Consider the following 24,211-nt stretch of genomic DNA (forward strand, 5'->3'; position numbering starts at 1 on the left):
CCGGCGCCGGCGCGGCCGTGCGTCTACTCGTAGCCCCGCGCCCTCAGCCATCGGCCGAGCGCGAGGACGTCGAGGGTCACCGACAGCGTCTCGGCGCGGGTTCTCTCGGCGTCCTCGGGCGATTCGGACCGTATCAGCGGCCCTTCGCCGGCCGTCGCGCCGAGTATGTGGAGGCGGGTGCGCTCCCGGTACCAGGCCGCGAGCCGGCGGGCGTCGCCGGGATGGAGCCGCCCCGACTCCCGCCATCGTCGCGCGGGCTCCGCCGCCGCCTCGGGTCCGAGCTCGCCGAACCAGACCTCGACCAGCCGGGCCGCCGTGGCGGCGTCCTCGTCCGGTGCCTGCTGTCTCTTCGTACGGCTCCCCCAGAGCTTCATCCGCCCCCCCGCTCCCCGGCCAACAACTGTAGGGAAGCGGCCAGTTCGGCAACAGATCTCCGGGTGAACGGGTGGGGTCCCCGGCTCCCGCGCGGGAGCCGGGGACCCCACCGGGGATCAGTCGGCCGTGCGCCGGGCGGCCAGGCCTGCCGGTGCGCCGCTGATGGTGAACTGGGAGCCGGGCTCGATGAGTACGTTGCCCTGCGCCGAGTTCGTGATCGTGACGCTGGTCAGGGCGGCGCTGCCGCGGGCGCCGCTCATCGCGAGGATGCCGGAGCCGTTGACGGAATTGTCGATGCGGACGTCGGTGACCTTGACGCCGGGCATCGAGCCGCCGCCCGTCTTGAACTGGATGCCGTCGTAGGTGGAGTCGTGGATCTCGGTGTCCCGGATGGTCACGCCCGGGATGTCCGTGCCCTGGGCGAAGAGGGTGATGGCGCCGAACTCCTGCGCCTCGCCCCAGAACGCGCCGCCGGTCCGGTACAGGGCGTTGCCCGAGATGGTGGTCTGGCCCGAGAAGGGGATCGGGTCGTGGTCGGTGGCGAGCATGATGCCCGGGTAGTTCATCGTGTCGGAGACGATGTTGTTCTCGATGGTGTTGCCGTATCCGCCGTACACGGCGATGCCGTTGGCCCGCCAGGGCAGCTGGACGGTGTTGTTGCGGAAGTGGTTGTCGTGGCCGACGTCGACGGAGGTGTCCTTCACGTACTTGCTGGCCCACACCGCCAGCGCGTCGTCGCCGGTGTTGCGGAACGAGGAGTTGTAGACGGTGGAGTTGCGCGAGCCGTTGGCGAAGTTGATGCCGTCGGCGTAGGTGTCGCGAACGCGGACGCCGGTGAACTCCAGCCCGTCGGCGGGGCCCCACAGCTCGGGGATGTTGGAGTAGTCGCGGCCGACCCAGACGCCGACGTTGGCGTGCTCGATCCACACGTTGGTGATCTTCGTGTTCTTGCCGAAGCGCCCGTTGAGGCCCACGCCGCCCTCGGCGTTGCCGTCGCCGCCCCGGATGGTGCCCGAGCCGAAGATGGCGATGTCGGAGATCTGGGTGTTGTCGTCGATGTCGAAGCCGAAGTTGCCCTCGTGCGGGTGGTTGATGCCGCCGGCGTTCTGCGGCGGGGTGAGGGTGTAGAGCTGGGAGTGCCACATGCCCGCGCCGCGGATGGTGACGTCCCGGATGCCGACCTGGTTGTACTGGCCCCGGTTCAGCGGGTCGTCGGTGAGGATCTTCTGCTCCTGGCGCCACTGCCCGGCCGGGATCCACACGCAGGAGATCTGGCCGTTCTGGTCGGCGGTGACCGCTCGCTGGATGGCGTCGGTGTCGTCGAGCCCGTCGCCGGGGACCGCCCCGTACGCGGTGATCGAGGTGCAGTTCGCCGGCTTGGCCGCCGGAGGGGCGACCTGCTCCAGGTCGATCAGGTCGATGATGTAGTAGGCCGCCGAGTCGCCCGCGTCACGCTGCAGACGGAACGTCGTGCCCTGCGGATAGGTCCGCGACAGCAGCGCGTGCGCCTCGTCGAAGAGCCGCCGCGCGTCGCCGCCCGGCCGGTTGGTGAGCCCCTCCGGGTCGTCGGTGCTCCCGTACAGCCAGCTGTACTTGGACGACAGGTTCAGCTTCTGCACGAACGTGCCGTCGGCGTACAGGCTGATGGTGGCGTCGGCCCCACCGCCCGCCGAGGCGTCGGGGACGGAGTTGCGCACCACGATGGAGTTGGTGGAGGTGGTCGAGGTGAACTCCACGTACTGGCCGCCGGAGTCGAGCCGGACGGACCTGCGGCCCGAGGACTCGGTGGCGAAGTTGGTGTGCCCGAAGGTCCGCTTGGCGTCCGCGGCGAGCAGGGTGCCCGTGTAGCGGCCGTCCTCCGCCTCGTACTCGGTGTACGGCACGGCGGCGCCGCGCCCGACGACGAGCGACTTGGTCAGCACGTTGTTGTTCTCGTTGGTCTCGGTGACCACGCCGGTGGCGTCCGCGGTGGCGGTGAGGGTGGCACCGCCGGAGGTCGCCGTCCATGTGCCGCCGATCGCCACGTCGACCGTGGCACCGGCCGCGACCTGGCCGGTCGTGCCGTTCAGCGTGGTGGTGCCGGCCTGGAGCCGGGTCACCGAACCGGCCGCCGCGGCGGTCGTGCCGCGGTTGTGCACGGCGACGGTGAACGAGACGGGCGAGCCCACGGCCGGATTCGCCGGGTTCGTGGTGATCGCGCCCACCTCGAGGTCGGGGCCGGGGGCCTGGCTGACGACCAGCCGGCTCGCGGCGTTCCGGCTGTTGTTGGTGTCGTCGAGTTCGGCGACCGTGTTGCGGGGGTCGACCACCGCGGCGACCGCGTAGCTGCCGGCCGCGCGGGTGCCGGTGGAGACGGCGACGGTGGCGGAGGCACCCGGGTCGAGGGCGGGCACGGCGGCGCCGCCGGCGACCGTCCCCTCCACGCTGACGTCCACGGTCGTGGCGGCCGACCGCGCGGTGCCGGCGTTGCGGACGCCGGCGTTCACGGTGACCGCATCCCGCTCTGACGGCGCGGCCGGTGTCCAGTCCAGGCTCGTGACGGTGAGGTCGGGCGCGGGCGCGGCGGTGCCGACGACCTGGAACTCGGCGACCTGTCCGCCGGGCGCGCCGGAGTTGGAGAAGATCCGGAGCCGCACGTCGGCCCAGCGGCCGCTGACCGGAATGGTCACCGCGTTGCCGGTGCCGGGGCTGAAGGCGTAGTCGGCGCGGTCGCGCAGCGAGGTGAAGCCGGTGTCGGACGCTCCTCGGCCCAGCACCTGGATCCCCTGGGTCCTCGGGCCCCACGCCGGGTCCGGGTTCAGCTTGACGACGACCGCGGTGACGTCGGCGGCGGCCCCCAGTTTGACGGTGAGGTCCGCGGGGTTGCCCGCCGCCTCCCAGTAGGTGGAGGTGGAGTCGTCGGTGGCGTTGGCGGCGACGTAGGTCTGCGTCGACGAGGTGGCCTCGACCGGCTTGTTGCGGGCCAGGTTGGTGCCGGTGGGCGGCGGGTCGGTGGGGCCGCCGTCCTCGCCGTACACCTCCAGTTCCGACAACTGCGCCGCGTTCCAGCCGGTGTTGCCGGCGACGTTGACGCGCACGTACCGGGCGTCGGTGGGGGACGTCAGGTCGACGGTGACGGTGTTGGCCTGCGCGGGGTTGAACACCCGCCCGGCCGATCCGGAGAGGGTGGCGAAGGCGGAGCCGTCGGTGCTGCCCTGGAGGGAGAGCGTCTGGGTGCGGGTCTCCCATCCGGAGGGCAGCTTGAGCACGACCCGGTCGACGGCACGCGTGGCGCCGAGGTCGACCTGGACCCACTGGGGGAAGGAGCCGGTCGGGCCCTCCCAGTAGGAGGCCTGGGCGCCGTCGGTCGTGTTCCCCGCCGGGTACGCGCCGAGTGAGCCGCCGGCCGTGGCGGGACGCCCGAGCGCGAGGTTGACGTCGGCGGCCGCCGCCCGCGCGGTCGGGGCGGCGGCCTGGGCGGCCGAGGCGAAGGGCAGCGGTAACAGTCCGACCGTCATGAGCCCGGCCAGAACGGCGCCGGACAGCGACCGTCGGCCGAGGGGTCTCCATTGCATGGGGGTCCTCTATTCCGTGGAGGGGGGAACGCGGCAGGAGGGCGAAGGGGACGAGCCGTGCACGGCGCTTGAGCGAGTCAGTCGACTTCTTGCGGAAACTGCGTCATCAGGTTTCTAGCGTGTCTCCGCTTTGTCAACGGCTCGTAATGTCACGGCAGTTGTGGCGGCTGACCGCTTACGCGGCCTGCTTTCCGCTTGCGTTCACCGGCCGGCACCCGCTTACCGCACTCAACGGGGGTGATTCCTCCGCGTGATCGCGGCGAGAGGACACCGCCCCCGCACGGGACCTCACAACGAGCGCAAATTATTGAGCAACTTTACGTAAGATCGCTGTTATTGATCCCGCTCGGAGATCCTCCGGCAAGGCGGCCCGCGACCTGGACTTCGCCTGCGTCCTGTGCGAGCATCAGCGCCCGTCAGGTGGTCGGCCGACTGCCTGACCGCATCGATCTCCCTGCCGGCAGGTAAGGGGGTCCCTCTCGAAGGAGACCCTCGTGCCTGCCGTTCGTCATGTCGCTCAGCCCGCGCAGTGGCCGCTCTATCTGAGCGCGGTCGTGGACATCGCCTTCCCCGCCCACACGGTGCGTGTCGCGCCGGGCCCCGCCCCGCGCGACCTGGCAGGTCTGCCCCATCCGCTCCCCGACGGACGGGCGATCCACATCCTCACCGCCTTCAACCCCGCCGGCCGGCCCACCACGGATCGGGCCAACCTCCGGGCGCAGCACGACCTCTTGGGCCGGCTCCACACCGCCGGCCTGCGGTGGTGGCCGGCCGTGGGCGGTGACCGGGCCGGCACCCACCGCGAGATCAGCGCGGCCGTCACCGGCTTGACCGACTCCCGAGCCCGGGCCCTGGGGCGGCACTTCGGACAGGACGCCGTCTTCGCCTGGTCGCCCGCCTCATGGCGGCTGCTGGCCTGCGACCCCGCAACGCCCGACGCCGCCACCGCCGACTGGCACGCGACTCCCCTTCCGCCCCTCTAATCCGGTGGCGGACGCGCGCCGCCGCGGTTCACCAGGGGAACCCGACCGCGCCATCGGTGAACGTCGCCCCGGCCTGCTCCCGATGGCCTCCTTCTCGCACGCACGGCTCACCGACGCCGCGGAGGTGCGCGGCGAGTTCGCCCGGGTCCACGTGTGCCGCCGCTTCTCGATGCCCCTGTGAGAGCCGGTGGGCCGGTCCCGCGCGGGACGCGGCGGCTCAGCGGCCCGCGAGCGCGGTGTCCACCAGGTCGCGGAGCGGCTCGGCGAGTTCGGCGGCGGTGGCCGAGGCGAGCGGTTCGAGTCGGGTGGAGGAACGCAGCAGCGCCACTCCGAGCGAGAGCGCGAGGACGAGCTGCGCCCGCAGCATGAGCGTGTCGTCCCCGGGGTCCCCCGCGGGGCGACCGGCCGCCGCGGCCAGGCGTTCGCTGTAGCCGCGCAGCACGTTGAGCCGCAACCGCTCGGCGCGCTCGTCACCGGACGAGCGCAGCAGGAGCATCAGCATGACCTGGTTGGGGCCTTCCGGGCCGGCCTCGGCGGCGCCCCTCGCGATCATCTCGGAGATCTGACCCAGGTCCTCCACGGCGTCCGCCGCGCGGCCGACCTCCTCGACGCTGGTGGGCAGGCACGCCTCGAACAGCCCCTCCTTGGACTCGAAGTAGCGGCTGATCAGCGCCACGTTGACGCCGGCCTCGTCGGCGATCTCCCGCACCGTGGTGGCCGCGTACCCCTGGGTGGCGAACCGCCGCCTGGCGGCGTCGAGCAGGAGCCGCCGGGTGTTGGCCGCGTCGCGCCGTCGCTGCGGCGCCGGCCGGGCGGACGACGCCGGGTCCTCACGGGTGGAGAGGTGCGGGGGGATGCTCGCTGTCATGGGTTCCTTCCGGTCTGCCACCAGCGTAGCCCGCACGGGGCGACCGATGTAAACGTGCGTTGACTTCACTCCCCCGGCCTGACTAGGCTTCAAGTCAGCGGATGTTTACATACGACTTCGAGGATCCTCGTGACGCAATCTGTAGAGGAGTCGGGCGACCTCGCCGACTCAAAGGGCGCACCGGAAAAGGCAGTCGGCGGGCATACCAACGGCACGATGCTGGTGCTGTTCCTCTCCCTGGGCGGCCTGGCCTTCGCCGTCCTGCAGTCACTGGTCGCGCCCGCACTGGCGACCGTCGGGCGCGAACTGAACGCCTCCACTGGGAACGCCAGTTGGGTGATCACTGCCTATCTGCTGTCCGCGTCGGTCCTGACGCCGATCCTCGGCCGTCTCGGTGACATGGTGGGCAAGCGCCGGGTGCTGATAGCCGTCCTGGCGATCCTCGCCGCGGGGACCCTGCTCGCCGCGCTGGCCCCGAACCTGGTCGTGCTGATCGTCGCCCGCGCCCTGCAGGGCGCCGCCGGCGCGATCCTGCCGCTGTCGATAGGGATCGTGCGCGACGAACTGCCGCGGGAGAGGGTCGGCGTCACCGTCGGACTGCTGTCGGCGATCTTCGGCGTCGGCGCCGGTGTCGGCATCGTGGCCGCGGGCCCGATCGTGGAGCACCTGTCGTGGCACTGGCTGTTCTGGTTCCCCCTGGCCCTGGTCGTCATCGCGCTGCTCGGGGCCGTCTTCGGGATGAAAGAGTCGCCGGTTCGCACGCCGGGACGCCTCGACGTGCTCGGCGCCGGGATCCTGTCGGTGGCCCTGGTCTCGCTCCTGCTGGCCATCAGCAAGGGGCAGACCTGGGGCTGGGGCGAGACCAGGACCGTAGGACTGCTCGTGCTCGGCGTGGTCGCCCTGGCCGTCTTCGTCGCGGTCGAGCTGAGGGTCCGTGAACCGCTCGTCGACATGCGCCTGATGAAGGTCCGCGGTGTCTGGGCCACCGACCTGGTCGCACTGATCCTCGGCTTCGCGATGTTCGGCACGTTCCTGCTCGTCCCGACGCTGCTGCAGCTCCCCGCCGCGACCGGTTACGGCTTCGGCAAGTCGGTCTCGCAGGCGGGCCTGTTCCTGCTGCCCACCGTCCTGACGATGATCGTGTTCGGCCCGCTGGCCGGCGCCCTGGACCGCCGGTTCGGCCCCAAGGTGCCGATGCTCATGGGGGCGGTCTGCGTCGTGGTCGCGTTTGTGCTGCCCGCCCTCGGGCACGGCGCGATCTGGCAGGTGCTGGTCTCCGGAGTGCTCACCGGCGCCGGTATCGGCTTCGCGTTCGCGGCCATGTCCAACGCCATCATCGAGAGCGTGCCCGCCGCGCAGACCGGTGAGGCCAGCGGCGTCAACACGATCGCCCGGACGATCGGCAGCAGCATCGGCACCGCCGTCGTCGCCGCCGTCATCACCTCGCACACCACGGCCCAGGGCCTGCCCACGGACGCGGCGTTCACCTCCGGCTTCTGGACCTGCGCAGGCGTGGGCGTCCTCGCCGTGGTCGCCGCGCTCGCCCTGCCCTCGGCGCGGCGTTCCTGACGTACCGCTCGCGACGCGGCCCCCGAGGTCAGGGGGTCGCGTCCGGGGCGTCGAGCAGGGCGCACTGATCGAAGTTCATGCAGCCGCATTCCAGGCAGTCCGCGACCGCCTGGCGGAGGGCCTGGGTCTGTGCGATGTGCTCATCGAGTTCGGGCAGCTTGCGTTCTGCCATGTCCCGCCACTGGCGGGTGGCGGACGGTGAATTGTCGTCGGCCAGCAACTGTGTGATCTCGGCGAGGGTGAACCCGGCCCGCTGGGCCATCTTGATCAAGGCGACCCGGCGCACGGCGCTCGCGGGCCACACCCGGCGCCCGCCTTCACGGTGCGCGCCGGGCAGCAGCCCTCGCTCTTCCCAGTAGCGCAGCGCTGAGGCGCGCACGCGGGCCCGGTCCGCGAGCTCACCGATGGACAGATACCGCAATTCCCGCCCCTTTCCCGGTCTGGCCTTGACTTCAAGCACGCTTGAAGCACGAGCGTGACCCGCATGTTCTCAGCACAACCGGGACGACCGGTGCCCGGACCGTACCGCTCGCTGTTCGCCGACCGGACCTTCCGGCGGCTGATGCCGGTCTTCGCGCTGTCGGACCTGGGCGACGGGATGAGCGTCGTCGCCGTCGCGTGGCTCGCGCTCACGCTGGGGCCGGACGGCGGTCAGGGGTCGCTGGTCGGTGTCGCTGTCGCCGCGTACGTCCTGCCCGGCGCCCTGGGCGCACTGCTCCTGGGCAGATGGACACGGCACCTTCCCGCTCAGCGGCTGCTGGTCGCCGACTCCGCGGTGCGCGCCGTGCTGTTGGGGGCCGTTCCGGTCGCGCATGTGGCGGGGGTGCTCACGCCGGCCGTGTACGTGGGGCTCCTGGGCGCTTCCTCGCTGCTGCACGCCTGGGGCAAGGCGGGCAAGCACGCGCTGTTCGTCCCCCTGCTCCCCGCCGACCAGCGTGTGGCGGCCAACAGCGTCCTCAGCACGAGCCTGTGGGGCGCGACGACCGCGGGCCCGGCACTCGCCGGCCTGCTCGTAGGGGTGGTGTCCCCGGTGTGGATCATCGGCCTGGACGCCATGACGTTCGCGGTGCTCGCCGTGCAGGTCGGCCGCACCACCCTGCGCGATTCGGCGACACCACGGCCGAGGCCGGCCACCGGCACCAAAAGCGGGCTGAGCATTCTGTGGCACCGACCGGAACTCCTCGGCCTGCTCCTTGTGACCTGGGTGTTCAACTTCGCCTTCGGCCCCGTCGAAGTCGCCCTGCCCCTGTTCGTCTCGGGTGACCTCGACGCCGGTGCGGGGCTGCTCGGCGTCTACTGGGCCGCCTTCGGCATCGGCGCCGTCACCGGCGCCCTCGCGCTGGGCGCGGCCAGACGTCTTCCCCTGTGGCCGGCCATGCTCGGCATCATCGCGGGCCACGGCGTCGGCATGCTCCCCTTCGCCTTCACGCACACCGCAGTCCCCTCCCTCATCGGCTTCGCTTTCGCCGGACTCGTCTACGGCCCCTACTCCGCGCTCTCCTTCACCCTGATCCAGGACCGCGCGCCCGCCGACTCCCTCACCACGGTTCTGGCCGCGCGTGGCGCCGTACTGCTGACGGCCTCACCCATAGGAGCGGCGCTCGGCGGATTCCTCCTCGACCGCACGAGCGCCCCCTCGATCCTCGTCGGCTGCGGTGCCCTGATGATCGCCGTCGTCCCCGTCAGCGCCGTCGTACTGAAGCGTTCCGCAGACCGTCCACGGCCCCATCGGCCCGCGCACGGCCCGGCCGAGCACGCGAGACGCACCGCCTGAGAGGAGGTCCCTGCGGGGGTCCCGCACCGAACCACGGTCCGCCCGAGGGTGATCACTCGCGCACATGTGCTCGTGGAGCCCGGGGCACGCCCCGACCTAGAGTTTTGTCGTGGCCGTCCTCCCGGAGAGCGGCCGCCGGCGGGACATGGTTCGGTTCGGCGTCGAAGGGGGCCGCTCGTGGCCAGTGCGTTTCAGGAGCGCAAGCTCAAGGGGATGTTCGCCGCGTTCGACGCGGACAGTGACGGCTATCTGCGCGAGGAGGACTTCAGGGCGCTCGTCGCCCGCTGGAGCCGGCTGCCGCGAGTGGGCCCCGGCACGGAGCTGCGGGCGCGGGTGGAGACGCTGCTGATGGGGTGGTGGGCAGCGCTGCTGGATGTCGGGGACACGAACGGTGACGGCGCGGTCGACATGGGGGAACTGCTGTCGCTCGTGGACAGGTTGCCCACGATGACCGCGGACGTCACCGCCACCGCGGAGACCGTCTTCGACGCCGTGGACGCCAATGGCGACGGCCGCATCTCCCCGGAGGAACACCACAGGCTCGTCGAGACCTGGAACGGGCGGCCCATGGAGTTGACGGGCATCTTCGAACTGCTCGACCTGAACGGCGACGGCCACCTCAGCCGTGCGGAGTTCGCGCTGCTGTGGCGTCAGTTCTGGATCAGCGACAACCCGGTGGAGCCGGGCAACTGGCTCTGCGGCCGCATCCCGGCCGCCTGATCACGCCGCGTTTCACGTCACGTTGCCCGGCCACGGTCGGCGGCCCGTGCGGGGCCGCCGACCGTGGCCGCGTGTCCGCCCCGTTCTCGTCCGGCAGCCGGCGTGAGCACGAGGTACGCGAGCGCGTCAGGCCGCGGGCTCGTGCGAGCCGGCCGGTCCGGACAGCAGCCGCGCGTTCACCCGGTCCGGCCTCGGCCAGCGCACGTCGTGGACCCAGCCCAGCTTCTCGAACATCCAGATGAGGCGCGCCGAGGGGTCGAGCTGGCCGGGCAGAACGCCGTGGCGCGCGCCTGTGGGGTCGGCGTGGTGCGAGTTGTGCCAGCTCTCGCCGAAGGACAGCAGGGCGAGCGGCCAGAAGTTGGTGGCCTTGTCCCGGCTGATGAACGGGCGGTTGCCCGCGACGTGGCAGACCGAGTTCACCGACCAGGTGACGTGGTGCAGCAGGGCCATCCGGATCACGCCGGCCCAGAAGAACCCGGTCAGCGCGCCGGTCCAGGAGCCGGTGACGAGCCCGCCGATGAGCGCCGGGACCAGGAGCGAGACGGCGGTCAGCAGCCCGAAGAGCCGGCCGACGACCTGCATGTCGCGATCGGCGGCGATGTCGGGCGCGAACCGCGCGCGGTTGCTCAGCTCACGCTTCAGCATCCAGCCGATGTGGGCGTGCAGCAGCCCCTTGAGGAGCGCGCGGGTGTCGGAGCCGTAGCGCCACGGCGAGTGCGGGTCGCCCTCGCGGTCGGCGAAGGCGTGGTGGCGGCGGTGGTTCGCCACCCACTGGACCGGCGAGCCCTCGACACCCAGGGACCCCGCCACGGCCAGGGCGATCCGCAGGCCGCGCCGCGCCTTGAAGGAGCGGTGCGTGAAGAGACGGTGATAACCCACCGTGAGGCCGAACCCGGACACCAGGTAGGCGACCACCGCCATGCCGATGTCGAGCGTGGACAGGCCCCATCCCCACACGAACGGCACCACGGCGATGAGGGCGAGCGGCGGACCGACAACGAAGAGCCACATCGCCACCCCCGCCGCGGACGTCTGCGGGGCGTCGAGCAGCGGCCTGGCCTCGGCCGCGGGTTCGGCGTCGCGCTCGGCGACGACCTGTTCAGCGCGGTCAGCGTCGCTCGGGTTCATGGGTTCCTCGCCGTTGCTCGAGCCATTTCGGAGGTGGTGCCGGACCGACCGGGATCATGCGCACCTGTGCGCACGTTGAAACGCACTCGCCGGCCCAGGCACAGAATCCCACCGGACGGCATCGGCGCAGGTCGTCGCCGATGTCCAGGGTGTGAACGGCGCGGGACCGAAATTCGCTTGACACGCCTCGCGGCACTGCACCCGTCCCAGCCTGCCCACCCGCGCCGTCGGTCACCTCCCGCGCACGGACCGGGTGTCAGACCCCCGCGACATGATGCAGCGCATGACGACAGTGATCGCCGCACCGCCGGCCTCCCGGGACGACTACGACTCCGCCGTGGACACGGCCCTGCGAGCGTGCGCCGCCTACTACCGTGACGGGACCAGCCCCCTCGACGACGCCGCCTACGATCTGCTGGCGGCCGGGATCCGCGCCTACGAGCTGGAGCACCCGGACCATCTGCGGGCGGACTCCCCCACGGGCAAGGTGGGCGGCGGGGCGGCGCCCACCGGCGATGTCGCGCATGTGGTGCCCATGCTCTCCCTGGACAACGTCTTCAGCGCCGAGGACCTCGTCAAGTGGGGCGCCTCCGTGGAACGTCGGCTCGGCGGCCCGGTGCAGGGCGGCTATGTCGCCGAACCCAAGCTGGACGGGGCGGCCATCGCCGCGCGCTACGTGGACGGTCGGCTGACGCAGTTGGTCACCCGTGGCGACGGCGCGCACGGCGAGGACATCTCCCACGCGATCGGTTCCGTCGTGGGTCTGCCCGCACGGCTCACCTCACCGCTGTCGTTCGAGGTGCGCGGCGAAGTGCTGCTCACGCGCGAGCAGTTCGACAACGCCAACGCCATCCGGCGGGCGCACGGCGCGAAGGTCTTCTCCAACCCGCGCAACGGCACCGCCGGGACGCTCCGCGCGAAGGACCGTCCGTACGTGATCGAGACGACCTTCTACGCCTACGGCGTCGTCGGCCTGACCGGTGACACGCACGCGGCGATGATGGCCGCCGTGGCGGCCACAGGGGTGCAGACCACGTCCGCGACGCCGGTGGGGCTCCAGGTGTGCGCCACGCTGGAGGAGGTGCAGCGGCGCGTCGAGCAGATCGCCGCTCTGCGTGCCGAACTGCCGTTCGGAATCGACGGCGTGGTCATCAAGGCCGACGCCGTCGCCGAGCAGGAGAAGGCCGGTCTCGCCACTCGCCACCCCCACTGGGCCACGGCCTACAAGCTTCCGGCCATGGAGCGCCGGACGAAGCTGCTGGCCGTCGAGTGGAACGTCGGCCGCACCGGCATCATCGCCCCGCGTGCCGAACTCGAGCCCGTGGAAGTGGACGGCAGCATCGTCCGCTACGCCACACTGCACAACCCCCGGTTCATCCGCGACAGCGGACTGATGATCGGCGACACCGTCAGCGTCTTCAAGGCGGGAGACATCATCCCGCGCGTCGAGGCCCCGGTGGTGGACCTCCGAACCGGCGCGGAGACGCCGATCGAGCTGCCCGAGGCCTGCCCGAAGTGCGGCGGCGACATCGACGCCTCCGGCGAGCGCTGGGAGTGTGCCGGCGGCACGGGCGGCGGCTGCGGGCTGCTCGCCGCGCTGCGGTACGCCGTGGGCCGGGACCAGCTCGACATCGACGGTCTCGGCACCACCTTCATCGAGGCCCTGGCCGACAGCGGGGCCGTCGCCGACGTCGGCGACCTGTTCACTCTCGGCCGCGAGCAACTGGTCGAAGCGACCAGGAGCGAGAAGCGTGCCGACACCGTGCTGGCGCAGATCGAGGCGGCCAAGGCCAAGCCGCTGAACCGCGTGTTCTGCGCCCTCGGTGTGGTCCGCACCGGACGCACGCTCTCCCGCGAGATCGCACGGTACTTCGGCACGATGGACGCGATACGCGCCGCGGACGCCGACACTCTGGCCAGGGTGCCGAAGCTTCCCGCCGCCAACGCGCCCAAGATCGCCGCGCACATCGCCGCGCTCGGTCCGGTCATCGACAAGCTGGTCGCTGCCGGAGTCACCATGACCGAGCCGCCCGCCCCCGTCGTGGCGGGGGGTCCCCTGACCGGCGAGACCGTGGTGGTCACCGGCGGAATGAAGGGAGCGCTCGCCGGAAAGAACCGCACCGAAGTGAGCGATCTCATCCTCGCGGCCGGTGGTACGACGTCGGGCACCGTCTCCCGGAAGACCACGCTGCTCGTCGCCGGGGAGAAGGCCGGCTCGAAGCTCGCCAAGGCCAAGGAGCTGGACGTCAAGGTGGTGACCGAGGAGGAGTTCGCCCAACTCCTCGCCGACTTCCTGCCCTGACCGGCCGTCGGCTGCCTTGGTCACCGGCCGCCGGCCTCGTCCTGAGACGCGCGTCACATGCGTCCATGTCACAGCGTGCCGGGCTGTTCCGTCCAAGAGACGTAACCGCCAGCAACGACACAGGAGTGCACCATGGAAGCTCGGTTGAACATCATGGCCAGCCCGGTCGCGGCCAAGGCCATCAAGCACATCATCGCCGCGGGCCAGGCGCTCGCCGAGTCGACGCTGCCGGCCGCGACCCGCGAACTGGTGAACATCCGCGCCAGCCAGATCAACGGCTGCGCCGGATGCATCGACATGCACACCAAGGACGCGGCCGCGGCCGGCGAGACCGCCGTACGCCTCAACATGGTCGCGGTCTGGCGCGAGGCCACGGTCTTCACCGACGCCGAGCGCGCCGCGCTGGAGCTCGCCGAGCAGGGCACCCGCATCGCGGACGCGGCCGGCGGCGTCCCGGACGAGGTGTGGGCCAACGCCGCCAAGCACTACGACGAGGACCAGCTCGCCGCCCTGGTGACCCAGATCGCCGTCATCAACGCCTTCAACCGCGGGAACGTCATCACCCAGCAGCCCGCGGGCGACTACCAGGTCGGGCAGTACCACTGACGGCACGTCAGTGACCGCTGCCGGAGCCCGGCTCCGCCAGCGGCGGCGGCACACACCCCGGGTACCACTCCGCGGAGCGGTACCCAGGGTGTCGCGGGCCGCTCCCGCGGGTGTGGTCGAGCGGGCAGCCGCCGACGTCCGGTGCCGATCCGTTCGCCCCTCCCCTGTGAGCGGCAGGCGGCGACAGGCCCGGGGAACCGCCCGTTCGGCGCCGGGGCATCACGTGACGTGAGCAGCCGATACACGGGGCACCGCGGCACGCCGACGGTCTCCCCGATCGGCCGGTTCTCCACGTACGATCACCCGATGGCCGACAAGACCGAAACCACGCCCGGCTGGCTGTCTCCCGAGGATCTGGAGCTGACCCGCGCACGTATGCCGATCCTGTACGTCGACGCCGTGCCCGTCCGGGTCGACGACAGCGGAGAAGTCACCCACGTCGGTCTCCTGCTGCGCATCGGGCCGGACGGGACCGTCAGCCGCGCCCTCGTCTCCGGCCGGGTCCTCCACCACGAGCGCGTCCGTGAGGCGCTCATCCGCCACTTGGAGAAGGACCTCGGGCCGATGGCGCTGCCCCGCATCCCGGCCTCCCCGCAGCCCTTCACCATCGCCGAGTACTTCCCGACGCACGGGGTGACCCACTTTCACGACCCCCGGCAGCACGCGGTCTCCCTGGCCTACGTCGTCCCGGTGGTCGGCGACTGCCACCCGCGGCAGGACGCTCTCGACCTGGTCTGGTTCACCCCTCAGGAGGCGTCGTCGCCCCACCTGCAGCAGGAAATGCCGGGCGGCCAGGGCATCCTGCTCAAGCAGGCCCTCGCGCACGTGGGCTGCCTGTCCTGACCTCCGCGGCGGTGCGGGCGGGGTCCGTGAGCACCGGGGGCGGCGGCTTCGTCGCCCCCCCCGAACCCCCCTCGCGGCGGCAACCCCGGTGCCAACCGGCCGGACCGGTGATCCGGTCCGGACATCCGATGTTCCATGTAAGGACCATTTACATCCAGGGCGGTGTTGCCGGGACGGACCAGCGTGTCTCCGATCTTGCACCTTGGCGCATCCGCGCCTCGCACCGTCGGGACTTACATGTCTGATCTGCCCGTGTCGTCCGGCTCCACGCACGACGCCTGCCACCACACCGGCGTCGGCCGCCGCGGCTTCCTCGGTCTCGCCGGCGGCACGCTCGCCTCGGCCGGACTCGCCTCCCTGCTGGGCGCCGCACCGGCGAACGCCGCACCGGCCGTCCAGCCGGACGCGCCCCTGCGCTTCGCGCTGGTGACCGACACTCACGTGAACGTCGACACACCGCAGTCGACCGTGTACCTGACCCAGGTGTGGGCCTCGATAGCCGCTCGCACCCCGGACCTCGTGCTGCACTGCGGCGACATCACCGACACCGGCCGTCCCGACGAGTTCGACCGTTACGCCGAGGTGCTGCCCGCCGCCCTCCACGGCCGGATGCACTACTCCCCCGGCAACCACGACGTGCGGTGGGACCCGTCCGCCAAGGAGCAGTACCACTCCCACTTCGGCCCGGGGCCCTACTCGTTCGACGCCGGCGGCGTGCACTTCATCGGCTTCGACCCCACCCAGGTCCTGCAGGAGCCCGGGCACTTCGGCCCCGGCGGCCTGGAGTGGCTGGAGGCCGACCTCAAGAGCCTGCGTCCGGGAACGCCCGCGGTGCTCTTCCAGCACTTCCCGATGGGCAACACCTTCTACTACGTCGACGACCAGCCGGCCGTCCTGGACCTCCTGGCCGACCACGACGTGCGCGGCATCTTCGCCGGCCACATCCACAAGGAGGTCGTGAGCCGGTTCAACGGCCTCACCCAGATCGGCCTCAACGCGGTCCGCAACGGCGCCCTCTACTACTGGGTGGAGCGCACCGCGGCCGCCGACGGCACGCCCGTGCTGCGGGTCAGCCGGGTCAACGTGGCCGCCGACGGGACCGAGACCGAGGTGCCCGTCGCGGACATGCCCCTGGCCGGCGACGGCCTCGGCCGCCCGCAGCGCCCGCGCGGAGTCCGCCTCGGCACGGTCGCCGACGGCCTGCTGCCGGTCTCCGTCCGGCTGGACGGCGACGCCGCCCCCGCCCAGGTCGCCGTGGACCTCTACCCGCAGTCGGTCTTCGGCGGTGCCGCCACCCCCGCCTGGAAGCCGCTCGCCCCCGAAGCCGGTTCGGACCGGCGGTGGGAGGGCAGCGTCGACGTCTCCTCCGTGGTCCCCGGCACCCAGCGCCTGCGCCTGCAGGTGACCGCGGCCGACGGCACCTGGTGGGAGGGCACCGCCCTGTTCGACGTGGCGCGCGGCGCCGCCGACCCGAAGCCCCGCTGGGAGTACCAGCTGCCCGGCTCGGTCCAGGGCGGCATCGCCAGGGTCGGCTCCGGCGACGAGCAGACCGCCGTCATCGCTTCCAGCAGCGGCGACGTGGTCGCCCTGCGGCCCCGCCACCGCTCCTCCGCGAGCCGCGTGTGGCACACGCAGGTCGGACCGGTCTACCGCCTGCCCGCGGTCGACGCCGCCTCCCGTACGGTCTTCGTCCCGTCCGCGGACCACCGGCTCTACGCCCTCGACGCCGCCGACGGCCGCCAGAAGTGGGCCTTCGACGCCGGGGCGCCGGTACTGAGCGCTCCCCTGGTGACCGAGGTCGACGGCCAGGAGCGGCTGTTCGTCTCGGCCGGCCGCACGCTGTTCGCGCTGGACGCCGCGAGCGGGAACGTGCTGTGGTCGGTGCCCGGCCGCGGCTTCTCCTCCGGCCGTGCCGCGAGCGACGGCCTCCGCGTCTTCACCGCGGCCGACGACGGCTTGGCCCGCGCGCACGACGCGGTGACCGGTGCGCCGCTGTGGTCGTTCTCCATGGCCACCGGCACCGAGAACCACATTGCTCTCTACAGCGGTTGGGACAACGTCGTCGCGGTCGGCGACGGCGTCGTGGTCGTCGGTTCGGTCTCCAGCTCCTGGGGCCTGGACGCGGCCACCGGCGCGCTGCGCTGGAAGCTGGCGGGCAGCGCCATGTACGCGCCGACCCTCGTCCTCGGCGACGGCACCGCGCTGTTCACGACGGAGGTCGGCGTCATGACGCGCGTCGAGCTGGCGACCGGCACGGTGCGCTGGAAGACCGACCTGGCGGTCCGTGTCTTCAACGCCGGTGCGGTGATCGCCGACGGCGTTGCCTGGGCCCAGTCGGCCGACGGCAAGCTGCTCGGGGTGAACCTGGCCGACGGCTCCCGGCAGGGCCGGCTGCAGCACAGCCTGGTGTACTGCTTCAGCACTCCGGCGGTCGTCGGCGACGTCCTGGTCGTCGGCAACCAGAACGGCCTGGTGACCGGCGTCGAACTGCCGTAGGCGGTGGACGATCCGGGCCCGCCCCCGCCAGGGCGGGCCCGGACACGTCGGCTCGACCACCGCGGCGAGAACGAGCCATCACGTCCGGTGCCCTGCGGCACGACCGGAGAGGCGGCCCGCCGGCTCCGAAGGCCCCGGCGGGAACGGCGCGCCGGGCGGAAGGTGATCTGCCGGAAAAGTGCCATGAGCCGGAAACACGGTGGTCGGTCCCGGTCCGGCGTCGGCGGGGCCGACCGGAGCCGGGGGTGCCGCGGCGGGCAGGGAGTACGGAGCCCGAGCGCCGCGTGACGGTGTTCCGAACCGGCTTCGGTCGTCACAACACGTCAATGTGCGGTACACGGTCCCTTGCTGTCCGAAGACGCCTGGAACAAACTTGCGGCGCTTCGCACACAGGCTCGACTCGGTGGCCCCGAGGTCGCCGCAGTCGCGCCCGCCAAGCCGGCCACACAATCACTGTACGCGCCATCCAACCAGGGGGAACCATGTCCGCACGTCCCTTGCGAAAATCTCTGGCCAACGCTGCCGCCGCCTCCGGCCTGGCGCTGGCCACGATGTTCGCGAGTGCCGCGATCGCACCGAGCACGGCCGCCGCCGACACGGGCGACCGCACGCAGACCGTCGGCTGCGCCTCGCTGTGGGTCAACGACTCGGCGGGAGCGACCCACGCGCGGCTGCAGAGCTGCACCGTCACGTGGGGGAAGAACATCTTCGACGGCTCCTACTGGCAGACGGTGAAGTTCCAGCTGCTCGACGCCAGGACCGACGGCGTCTGCGCCAAGTCGAACGTGATCCTGTCGCCCTCCGGGTCGAGCGCGCAGGCCAGCGAGTGCAACGGCGTCTGGACGACGAAGACCGCGAGCTTCAACGGCCGGGCCACGAACATCTTCATCCGCATCGCCTACGGATCCAGCTCCTCGTACGGCAACGTCAGCACCAACGTCACGCCTCCGTCCGGCTTCTGAGCACCGAGGGGATCAGCCATGCGAACCACGCAACGGGCACAGCTGGCGGCACTGGCGGTCGGCGTGCTCGCCGTGCCGGCGGGGCTGGTGGTGGGCACGGCCGGAACGGCGTCCGCGAACGCCTCCTGCGGCCGCGCCGGAATCATCGCCGACGGCACCGACGTCAGGATGCCGGCCGGGGTCAGCGCGAACATCCGCAACGGGTCCAGCACCAACTGCTCGGTCGTCGGCTGGGCGGACAACCAGGATGTCCTGATCTACTACTGCTGGACGTCGGGCCAGAACGGCACCTGGACGTACCTCTACGACCAGCACGACGACCGCTCCGGGTGGGTGAAGGACTCCCTGCTGCCCAACAACGGGTCCTACGTGTCGTGCGGCTTCTGACGTAACGGCCACCCCGGCCCTCACCGGGCGACGACGTCGGCCCGCGCCCAGGCGCGGGCCTTCGTCGCGCCCGCGCCCGGCAGCCGCACGACCCCTTTCAGGAGCCCACACCATCACGCGTGCGGCGCTTCCTTTCCGCGTACAGCGCCGGACCCGAGAAGCCGGCGAGACCCAGGCCCACGACGACGAACCCGGACGGGACCAGCAGCGCCCCCTTTTCGATGTCCCGCGCCGCGACGACCTCCTGCGGATGCCCGGACCGGTGGACAACGGCGATGGGGTCGCCGTCGTCCACCGCCCTGAGGTCGGTCCTACGAGGCAGTGGACGGGTGACCACACCGTTCGCCGTGCTGAAGGTCACCCACAGCCGATCGTTCTCGGCGCCCCGGTAGTGCTCCCGGACGATTCCGGTCGTGCGCACACCGTCGCGGAACTCGAGAGCGTCCCGCACCGCCATGGTCAGCAGCACCGCGCCCACGGCGAGGAACAGCACCCCGACCACAAGGGTCGGCAGAGGGCTTCGCATTCCGCCGCCGGAATTCCTCCCGGCGTTCGCCGCGCGGGAACACCCGCCCGGAACACGCCCCGTTGAAGGCCCGGCCGAGCAGGGCCGGGACGCATAGCATCGCAGCCGTGACGACGTTGACCGACGACAGCATTCACCCCTTCCGTGTCGACATCCCCCAGGGCGACCTGGACGATCTGCACGAGCGGCTCGACCGGACCCGCTGGCCGGACGAACTGCCCGGCGTGGGTTGGGCGTACGGCGTTCCGCGCGACTACCTCAGGGAGCTCGCGCGGTACTGGCGGCACGAGTACGACTGGCGTGCCGCGGAGGCCCGGTTGAACGAGTGGCCGCAGTTCACCACGACGATCGACGGGGCCGACGTCCATTTCGCGCACATCCGGTCGCCGGAGCCCGACGCGACGCCTCTGCTCATGACACACGGCTGGCCGGGATCGATCGTCGAGTTCACCGAGGTCGCCGGTCCGCTGACCGACCCGCGCGCCCATGGCGGCGATCCCCGCGACGCGTTCCACCTCGTGCTTCCCAGCATCCCGGGGTTCGGATTCTCGGGGCCGACGAAGGAGACGGGCTGGGAGTACCGGCGCGTGGCGGCCGCGTTCGCGGTGCTGATGGAGCGCCTGGGCTACGCGCGGTACGGGGTGCAGGGCGGCGACTGGGGAGCGGCGGTGTCGCGGGAGCTCGGCCGCACCCGGCCCGGCCGGGTCGTGGGCGTGCACCTGAACCTGCTGCCGGACTCGTCCGCGAAGCAGTCCGACGCGGCCGAGTGGGAGCGGCTGGGCCCGGCGGAGCGCGAGCGTGCGGCGGCCTCCGCCGAGAGGCTCCGGGCGTGGACCCGCGACCGTCAGGGGTACGCGGACATCCAGTCGACCCGGCCGCAGACGCTGGCGTACGCACTGGTCGATTCACCGGTGGGTCAATTGGCCTGGATCGCGGAGAAGTTCAAGGAGTGGACCGACTCGCGGGACCGTCCGGAGGACGCCGTCGACCGGGACCGGATGCTCACCAACGTGATGCTGTACTGGCTGACCGGCACGGCCGGTTCGTCCGCCCGCATCTACTACGAGCGCGCGCACGCCGACTACTGGGGCACGCCGCCCGAACCGTCCACGGCGCCGACCGCCCTGGCCGACTTCCCACGCGACAACTTCATCCCCGTGCGGCACGTCGCGGAGCGGACGAACACCATCGTGCGGTGGACGAGCTTCGACCGCGGTGGCCACTTCCCGGCGATGGAGCAGCCGGACCTGCTGGTGGCCGACATCCGGGCGTTCTTCCGGCAACTGCGTGAGGCGGGGTCCGAGCGCGATTCCGCGTAGGCGCCGACTCTGGAGAACACGTAGGGTGTACGTCCTGTCACTTTCCGCAATGGGCGTGCAGCGCGCGCCGGGTCCGGCACCGGCGTAGAAAAGGAAGGGGGCCCGGTACGACTCAGGGAGTGACGGGCCATGCAGATGGTTGTGGACCTCACGCGCTGCCAGGGCTACGCGCAGTGCGTCTTCCTCGCGCCGAAGGTGTTCGAGCTGCACGGAGAGGGTTTGCTGTACTCCCCGGCCGTCCCGGACGACCAGGCCGAACGCGTGCGCCAGGCCGCGGCCGCGTGCCCGGTCCAGGCCATCCTCGCGGGCGAGGGGGTGGGCGCCGGTGCCCGGTGAGCCGCAGGACGGCCGGATCGTCGTGGTCGGCGCGTCGCTCGCCGGGCTGAGGGCCGCGGAGGCGCTGCGCGAGGAGGGCTTCACCGGGTCGCTGACCGTGGTGGGGGACGAACCGTGTCCGCCCTACGACCGGCCGCCGCTGTCCAAGCAGGTGCTGCTCGGGAGAGCACCGGCGGACAGTACGGGGCTGCCGATGCGCCGGGACCCGGACGCCGAGTGGCGGCTGGGCGTGCGTGCCACCGGCGTGGATCCGCTCGGGAAACGGGTGCTGCTGGCCGACGGCGACTCCCTGCCCTACGACCGGCTGCTGATCACCACCGGGACCCGGGCCCGGCCCTGGCCGAACCCGGAGGAGGCATCCCTGGACGGGGTGTTCACCCTGCGCACCCGCGACGACGCCGCGGCGCTGGCGGAGCGGCTGGCCGCCGGACCGGACCGGGTGCTGGTGATCGGCGGCGGCTTCACCGGTTCGGAGATCGCCTCGGCCTGCCGGGAACGCGGACTGGACGTGACGGTCGCCGAACGCGGCGTCGCGCCCCTGGTGGGCGCGCTCGGCGGCACGCTGGCCAAGCTCGCGGCCGTCATGCACCGCAACCACGGTGTGGACCTGCGCTGCGGAGTGACGGTCACCGCCCTGCACGGGGACGGGAACGGCCGGTTCACCGGTGCGGACCTGTCCGACGGCAGCCGGGTGGACGCGGACGTGTGCGTCGTGGCCCTGGGAGCCGTCCGCAACGTCGAATGGCTGGCGGAGTCGGGGCTGGCGGCCGGTCCGCGCGGCATCGCCTGCGACGCCGGGTGCCGGGCCTTCACCAGGTACGGCATCGTCACCGACGACGTCTTCGTGGCGGGAGACGTCTCCCGCTTCCCGCACCCGCTGTTCGGGTACCAGATGCTCTCCTTGGAGCACTGGGGGAACGCGGTCGAGCAGGCCGGGATCGCGGCCCACAACATGGTCTGCCCGGGACCGCTGCGCCGCCCGCATCTCGCCGTCCCGACGTTCTGGTCGACCCAGTTCGGGCTCAACATCAAGTCGGTCGGCGTGCCCATGTACTCCGACCACGTGGTCATCGCCCAGGGGTCCCTGGAGTCGCGCCGGCTGGCGGTGGTCTACGGCTACCGGGGGCGGGTCACCGCCGCGGTCACCGTCGACATGGCCAAGTCGCTGGACTACTACCGGCACCTGATCGAGACGGCCTCCGCGTTCCCGCCCCCGCCCGGCGCCGCGGACCGCGCGATGGCGGCCGACATCCCGATCCCGTCCGACGTGCCGGACCCGAAGGGGCTCTCCCACGGCCCGACCGTGACGCTCACCGGTCATCTGCCCGATCGCCGGCTGACGGTGGTGCAGCCCACCGACTGACCCACGTCCCGCCCGACCACGAGGGGCCACCATGGACTCCGACACCCTGCTGGCACGGATCACCGACTACGCGAACCGCCCCGACCCCTACCCGCTGTACGCGGAACTGCGCGAGGCCGGCCCCGTGGTGCGGCAGGCGGACGGCAGTTACCTCATCGGCGGCTACCACGAGATCGCCGCGCTGCTCCACGACCCCCGGATGAGCGCCGACCCGCGCTCCCGCCTCACCCCGTCCGCGCCCGAGGACGCCCCGAAACCGCCGTTCCTGCGGCTCGACGACCCCGAACACCAGCGGCTGCGCGACTCGGCCATGCGGCCGTTCGGGCCGCCGCACAACCCGGACCGGATCGACGCCCTGCGCGGCGACATCGCCCGGCTCACCGAGGAGCTGGCGGAGGCCTTCGGGCCGGGCCGGCGGATGGACCTCGTCGACGATTTCGCCTACCCGCTGCCCGTCACGGTGATCTGCCGTCTGCTCGGCGTCCCGCACGAGGACGAGGCGCTGCTCCAGGCCTGGACCGACTCCATCGTCGCGTCCGCCGACATCGGTCCCGGCGGTGACGCGGCCGAACGGGCCCGGAAGGGCCTCCAGGCCCGGCAGGAGATGGGCGCGTACCTGACGGGCCTCGCCGAACAGCGCCGCGGCAACCCCACCGGGGACATGCTCTCCGACTTCGTGAACGAACCCGACCCCGCCCTGCGGCTCACCACCGAGGAACTCGCCCAAACGACCGTTCTGCTGTTCATCGCCGGACACGAGACCACCGTCAACCTGATCACCAACGGCGTGCTCACCCTGCTGCGCCAACCCGGCGAACTGGACCGCCTGCGCCGCGAACCCGGCCTGCTGCCGCGGGTGGTGGAGGAGCTGCTGCGCTACGAGCCGCCGGTCCACATGCGCGAGCGGATCCCGCTCGCCGACCTCGACGTCGCCGGCACGACGATCCCCCGGGGCACGTCCGTCGTCCTGGCGCTGGCCTCGGGAAGCCGGGACCCGAAGCGGTTCCACGAGCCCGACCGGTTCGACCCCACCCGCCAGGACAACGAGCACTTCGGCTTCGGCAGCGGTGTCCACCTCTGCTACGGCGCGCCCCTGGCCCGCGTGGAGGCCGAGGCCGCGCTGGCCGCGCTCCTCCCCCACCTCGGCTCGGCCCACCTGGTCGAGGACCCGCCCCCCTACCGGCAGAACGCCATGCTCCGCGGCCCCCGCCACCTGGCCGTGCAGCTATGACGGAGCGGGATCCAGCAGGTGGGGGCCGTTGTTGCGGACACTGTTGACGGCGGTCGACACCGGGCGCGTGACCAGGTGACCCTCGGCGGGGGCGGTGAGGAGGGCGCGGAGTCCGTCGGGGTCCTGGTGCTCGGGGTCGAGCCAGGCGTCGTAGTCGGCGGCGGCGATGGTCAGCGGCATCCGCGGGTGGACACGGCCGGCGGCGTCGGTGGCCTCGGTGGTGATGATCGTGCACGTCGTCCACCACGCGCCCGGCTCGTCGTCGCCGGCGATCTCACGATCGCGCCAGAACTCGTACAGCCCCGCGAAGGCCATACCCTGCCCGTGCCCGCCTTCGGGACTGATGAAGTACGGCTGCTTGTGGGCCTTGGTCGTCCCGGTCGCCGCGACGGCCTGCCACTCGTAGAAGCCGTCGGCCGGCAGCAGGCAGCGGCGCTTGGCGAAGGCCCGGCGGTAGGCGGGCTTCTCGTGCACCGTCTCCACCCGCGCGTTGATCATCTTCGAGCCCGCACTCAGGCTCTTCGCCCACGACGGCACCAGCCCCCACCGCAGCGGCCGCAACTGCCGCTCCAGCGCGCCGGTCCCCCGGTCGACGCCTTCCAGAACGGCCCACACGTCATCGGTCGGCGCGACGTTCCAGTTGGGCGCCACCAAGGCCTCGGGGTTCCACTCGGTGACCTGGAACTGCTGGACCAGGTCTTCGGGACGTCGGGTCGAGACGTAGCGGCCGCACATGCCCCTACCCTGCCACGCCCCTGTGACAGCCGCGGTGACCGCGTCACCGCGCCCCCTATGGACTGAGCGGCTCGGCCGCGCCCGGGTGAGGGGTCACCGGGGCGCGGCCGAGTGGGGTCAGCAGGTGGCGTTCA

At 71.9% G+C, this 24,211-nt stretch carries 22 protein-coding genes; 15 read left to right on the top strand and 7 right to left on the bottom strand.

Features of this window, described 5'->3' with window-relative positions:
- Positions 1 to 23 precede the first annotated feature (23 nt).
- Both ACFYXS_RS32520 and ACFYXS_RS32525 read right to left on the bottom strand, forming a co-directional pair.
- Positions 24 to 374 carry a hypothetical protein gene (locus tag ACFYXS_RS32520; protein ID WP_389254695.1) on the bottom strand — a complete coding sequence of 117 codons (351 nt, stop codon included), beginning with the start codon at positions 372 to 374 and terminating at the stop codon, positions 24 to 26.
- A 117-nt stretch (positions 375 to 491) separates the two neighbouring features.
- The gene (locus ACFYXS_RS32525) at positions 492 to 3,929 is read right to left on the bottom strand and encodes a CARDB domain-containing protein (protein ID WP_389254697.1); all 3,438 of its coding nucleotides are present in this window, start codon (positions 3,927 to 3,929) and stop codon (positions 492 to 494) included.
- A gap of 494 nt (positions 3,930 to 4,423) precedes the next feature.
- Between ACFYXS_RS32525 and ACFYXS_RS32530 the strand changes: the two genes are divergently transcribed.
- Positions 4,424 to 4,912 (top strand): DUF3293 domain-containing protein, encoded by a 489-nt coding sequence (locus ACFYXS_RS32530; protein WP_389254699.1) that lies wholly within the window; start codon positions 4,424 to 4,426, stop codon positions 4,910 to 4,912.
- 4 nt (positions 4,913 to 4,916) lie between these two features.
- The gene (locus tag ACFYXS_RS32535; RefSeq protein ID WP_389254701.1) at positions 4,917 to 5,093 is read left to right on the top strand and encodes a hypothetical protein; all 177 of its coding nucleotides are present in this window, start codon (positions 4,917 to 4,919) and stop codon (positions 5,091 to 5,093) included.
- Positions 5,094 to 5,129: 36 nt separating this feature from the next.
- On the opposite strand, the gene ACFYXS_RS32540 is transcribed toward ACFYXS_RS32535, so the two are convergent.
- On the bottom strand, positions 5,130 to 5,780 hold the full coding sequence (locus ACFYXS_RS32540; protein ID WP_389254703.1) for a TetR/AcrR family transcriptional regulator: 651 nt from the start codon (positions 5,778 to 5,780) through the stop codon (positions 5,130 to 5,132).
- Positions 5,781 to 5,909: 129 nt separating this feature from the next.
- On the opposite strand from ACFYXS_RS32540, the gene ACFYXS_RS32545 reads away from it, so the two are divergent.
- Positions 5,910 to 7,349 carry an MFS transporter gene (locus ACFYXS_RS32545; protein ID WP_389254705.1) on the top strand — a complete coding sequence of 480 codons (1,440 nt, stop codon included), beginning with the start codon at positions 5,910 to 5,912 and terminating at the stop codon, positions 7,347 to 7,349.
- A gap of 28 nt (positions 7,350 to 7,377) precedes the next feature.
- On the opposite strand, the gene ACFYXS_RS32550 is transcribed toward ACFYXS_RS32545, so the two are convergent.
- Positions 7,378 to 7,770, bottom strand: coding sequence for a MerR family DNA-binding protein (locus ACFYXS_RS32550; protein WP_389254707.1), 393 nt, complete (start codon positions 7,768 to 7,770; stop codon positions 7,378 to 7,380).
- Positions 7,771 to 7,833: 63 nt separating this feature from the next.
- Between ACFYXS_RS32550 and ACFYXS_RS32555 the strand changes: the two genes are divergently transcribed.
- Both ACFYXS_RS32555 and ACFYXS_RS32560 read left to right on the top strand, forming a co-directional pair.
- On the top strand, positions 7,834 to 9,123 hold the full coding sequence (locus ACFYXS_RS32555; RefSeq protein WP_389254709.1) for an MFS transporter: 1,290 nt from the start codon (positions 7,834 to 7,836) through the stop codon (positions 9,121 to 9,123).
- A 177-nt stretch (positions 9,124 to 9,300) separates the two neighbouring features.
- Positions 9,301 to 9,843, top strand: a complete 543-nt coding sequence (locus ACFYXS_RS32560; protein WP_389254711.1) for an EF-hand domain-containing protein — start codon at positions 9,301 to 9,303, stop codon at positions 9,841 to 9,843.
- A gap of 126 nt (positions 9,844 to 9,969) precedes the next feature.
- Here ACFYXS_RS32560 and ACFYXS_RS32565 read toward each other — a convergent pair whose 3' ends face one another.
- Positions 9,970 to 10,971, bottom strand: coding sequence for an acyl-CoA desaturase (locus tag ACFYXS_RS32565; protein ID WP_389254713.1), 1,002 nt, complete (start codon positions 10,969 to 10,971; stop codon positions 9,970 to 9,972).
- A 283-nt stretch (positions 10,972 to 11,254) separates the two neighbouring features.
- Between ACFYXS_RS32565 and ligA the strand changes: the two genes are divergently transcribed.
- From ligA to ACFYXS_RS32595, 6 genes are all read left to right on the top strand, one after another.
- Complete coding sequence (gene ligA / locus ACFYXS_RS32570; protein WP_389254715.1) at positions 11,255 to 13,273, top strand: NAD-dependent DNA ligase LigA; 2,019 nt, start codon at positions 11,255 to 11,257, stop codon at positions 13,271 to 13,273.
- 132 nt (positions 13,274 to 13,405) lie between these two features.
- Positions 13,406 to 13,879, top strand: coding sequence for a carboxymuconolactone decarboxylase family protein (locus tag ACFYXS_RS32575; protein WP_389254717.1), 474 nt, complete (start codon positions 13,406 to 13,408; stop codon positions 13,877 to 13,879).
- Between the two features lie 306 nt (positions 13,880 to 14,185).
- Complete coding sequence (locus ACFYXS_RS32580) at positions 14,186 to 14,722, top strand: NUDIX hydrolase family protein (protein ID WP_389254719.1); 537 nt, start codon at positions 14,186 to 14,188, stop codon at positions 14,720 to 14,722.
- 237 nt (positions 14,723 to 14,959) lie between these two features.
- Positions 14,960 to 17,218 carry a PQQ-binding-like beta-propeller repeat protein gene (locus ACFYXS_RS32585; RefSeq protein ID WP_389254721.1) on the top strand — a complete coding sequence of 753 codons (2,259 nt, stop codon included), beginning with the start codon at positions 14,960 to 14,962 and terminating at the stop codon, positions 17,216 to 17,218.
- Between the two features lie 482 nt (positions 17,219 to 17,700).
- Positions 17,701 to 18,180 carry a hypothetical protein gene (locus tag ACFYXS_RS32590; RefSeq protein ID WP_389254723.1) on the top strand — a complete coding sequence of 160 codons (480 nt, stop codon included), beginning with the start codon at positions 17,701 to 17,703 and terminating at the stop codon, positions 18,178 to 18,180.
- A gap of 18 nt (positions 18,181 to 18,198) precedes the next feature.
- A complete protein-coding gene (locus ACFYXS_RS32595; protein ID WP_389254726.1) occupies positions 18,199 to 18,567 on the top strand; it encodes an SH3 domain-containing protein in 369 nt (122 codons plus the stop codon).
- Between the two features lie 97 nt (positions 18,568 to 18,664).
- On the opposite strand, the gene ACFYXS_RS32600 is transcribed toward ACFYXS_RS32595, so the two are convergent.
- Complete coding sequence (locus ACFYXS_RS32600; RefSeq protein ID WP_389254728.1) at positions 18,665 to 19,093, bottom strand: hypothetical protein; 429 nt, start codon at positions 19,091 to 19,093, stop codon at positions 18,665 to 18,667.
- A 107-nt stretch (positions 19,094 to 19,200) separates the two neighbouring features.
- Between ACFYXS_RS32600 and ACFYXS_RS32605 the strand changes: the two genes are divergently transcribed.
- From ACFYXS_RS32605 to ACFYXS_RS32620, 4 genes are all read left to right on the top strand, one after another.
- Entirely contained in the window at positions 19,201 to 20,412 is a 1,212-nt protein-coding gene (locus ACFYXS_RS32605) for an epoxide hydrolase family protein (protein WP_389254730.1), read from the top strand.
- A 129-nt stretch (positions 20,413 to 20,541) separates the two neighbouring features.
- The gene (locus ACFYXS_RS32610; protein ID WP_389254732.1) at positions 20,542 to 20,748 is read left to right on the top strand and encodes a ferredoxin; all 207 of its coding nucleotides are present in this window, start codon (positions 20,542 to 20,544) and stop codon (positions 20,746 to 20,748) included.
- Complete coding sequence (locus ACFYXS_RS32615) at positions 20,738 to 22,111, top strand: NAD(P)/FAD-dependent oxidoreductase (protein WP_389254734.1); 1,374 nt, start codon at positions 20,738 to 20,740, stop codon at positions 22,109 to 22,111. Before ACFYXS_RS32610 ends, ACFYXS_RS32615 begins: the two co-directional genes overlap by 11 nt.
- Before the next feature lie 31 nt (positions 22,112 to 22,142).
- Positions 22,143 to 23,342: a cytochrome P450 gene (locus tag ACFYXS_RS32620; protein ID WP_389254736.1), complete on the top strand. Its 1,200-nt coding sequence runs from the start codon at positions 22,143 to 22,145 to the stop codon at positions 23,340 to 23,342.
- Here ACFYXS_RS32620 and ACFYXS_RS32625 read toward each other — a convergent pair.
- The gene (locus ACFYXS_RS32625) at positions 23,337 to 24,077 is read right to left on the bottom strand and encodes an SOS response-associated peptidase (RefSeq protein WP_389254738.1); all 741 of its coding nucleotides are present in this window, start codon (positions 24,075 to 24,077) and stop codon (positions 23,337 to 23,339) included. The genes ACFYXS_RS32620 and ACFYXS_RS32625 overlap by 6 nt on opposite strands.
- Between the last annotated feature and the right edge of the window lie 134 nt (positions 24,078 to 24,211).

Origin of the sequence: Streptomyces sp. NPDC002574 (assembly GCF_042889545.1) — a bacterium.
Classification (GTDB): Bacteria; Actinomycetota; Actinomycetes; order Streptomycetales; family Streptomycetaceae; genus Actinacidiphila.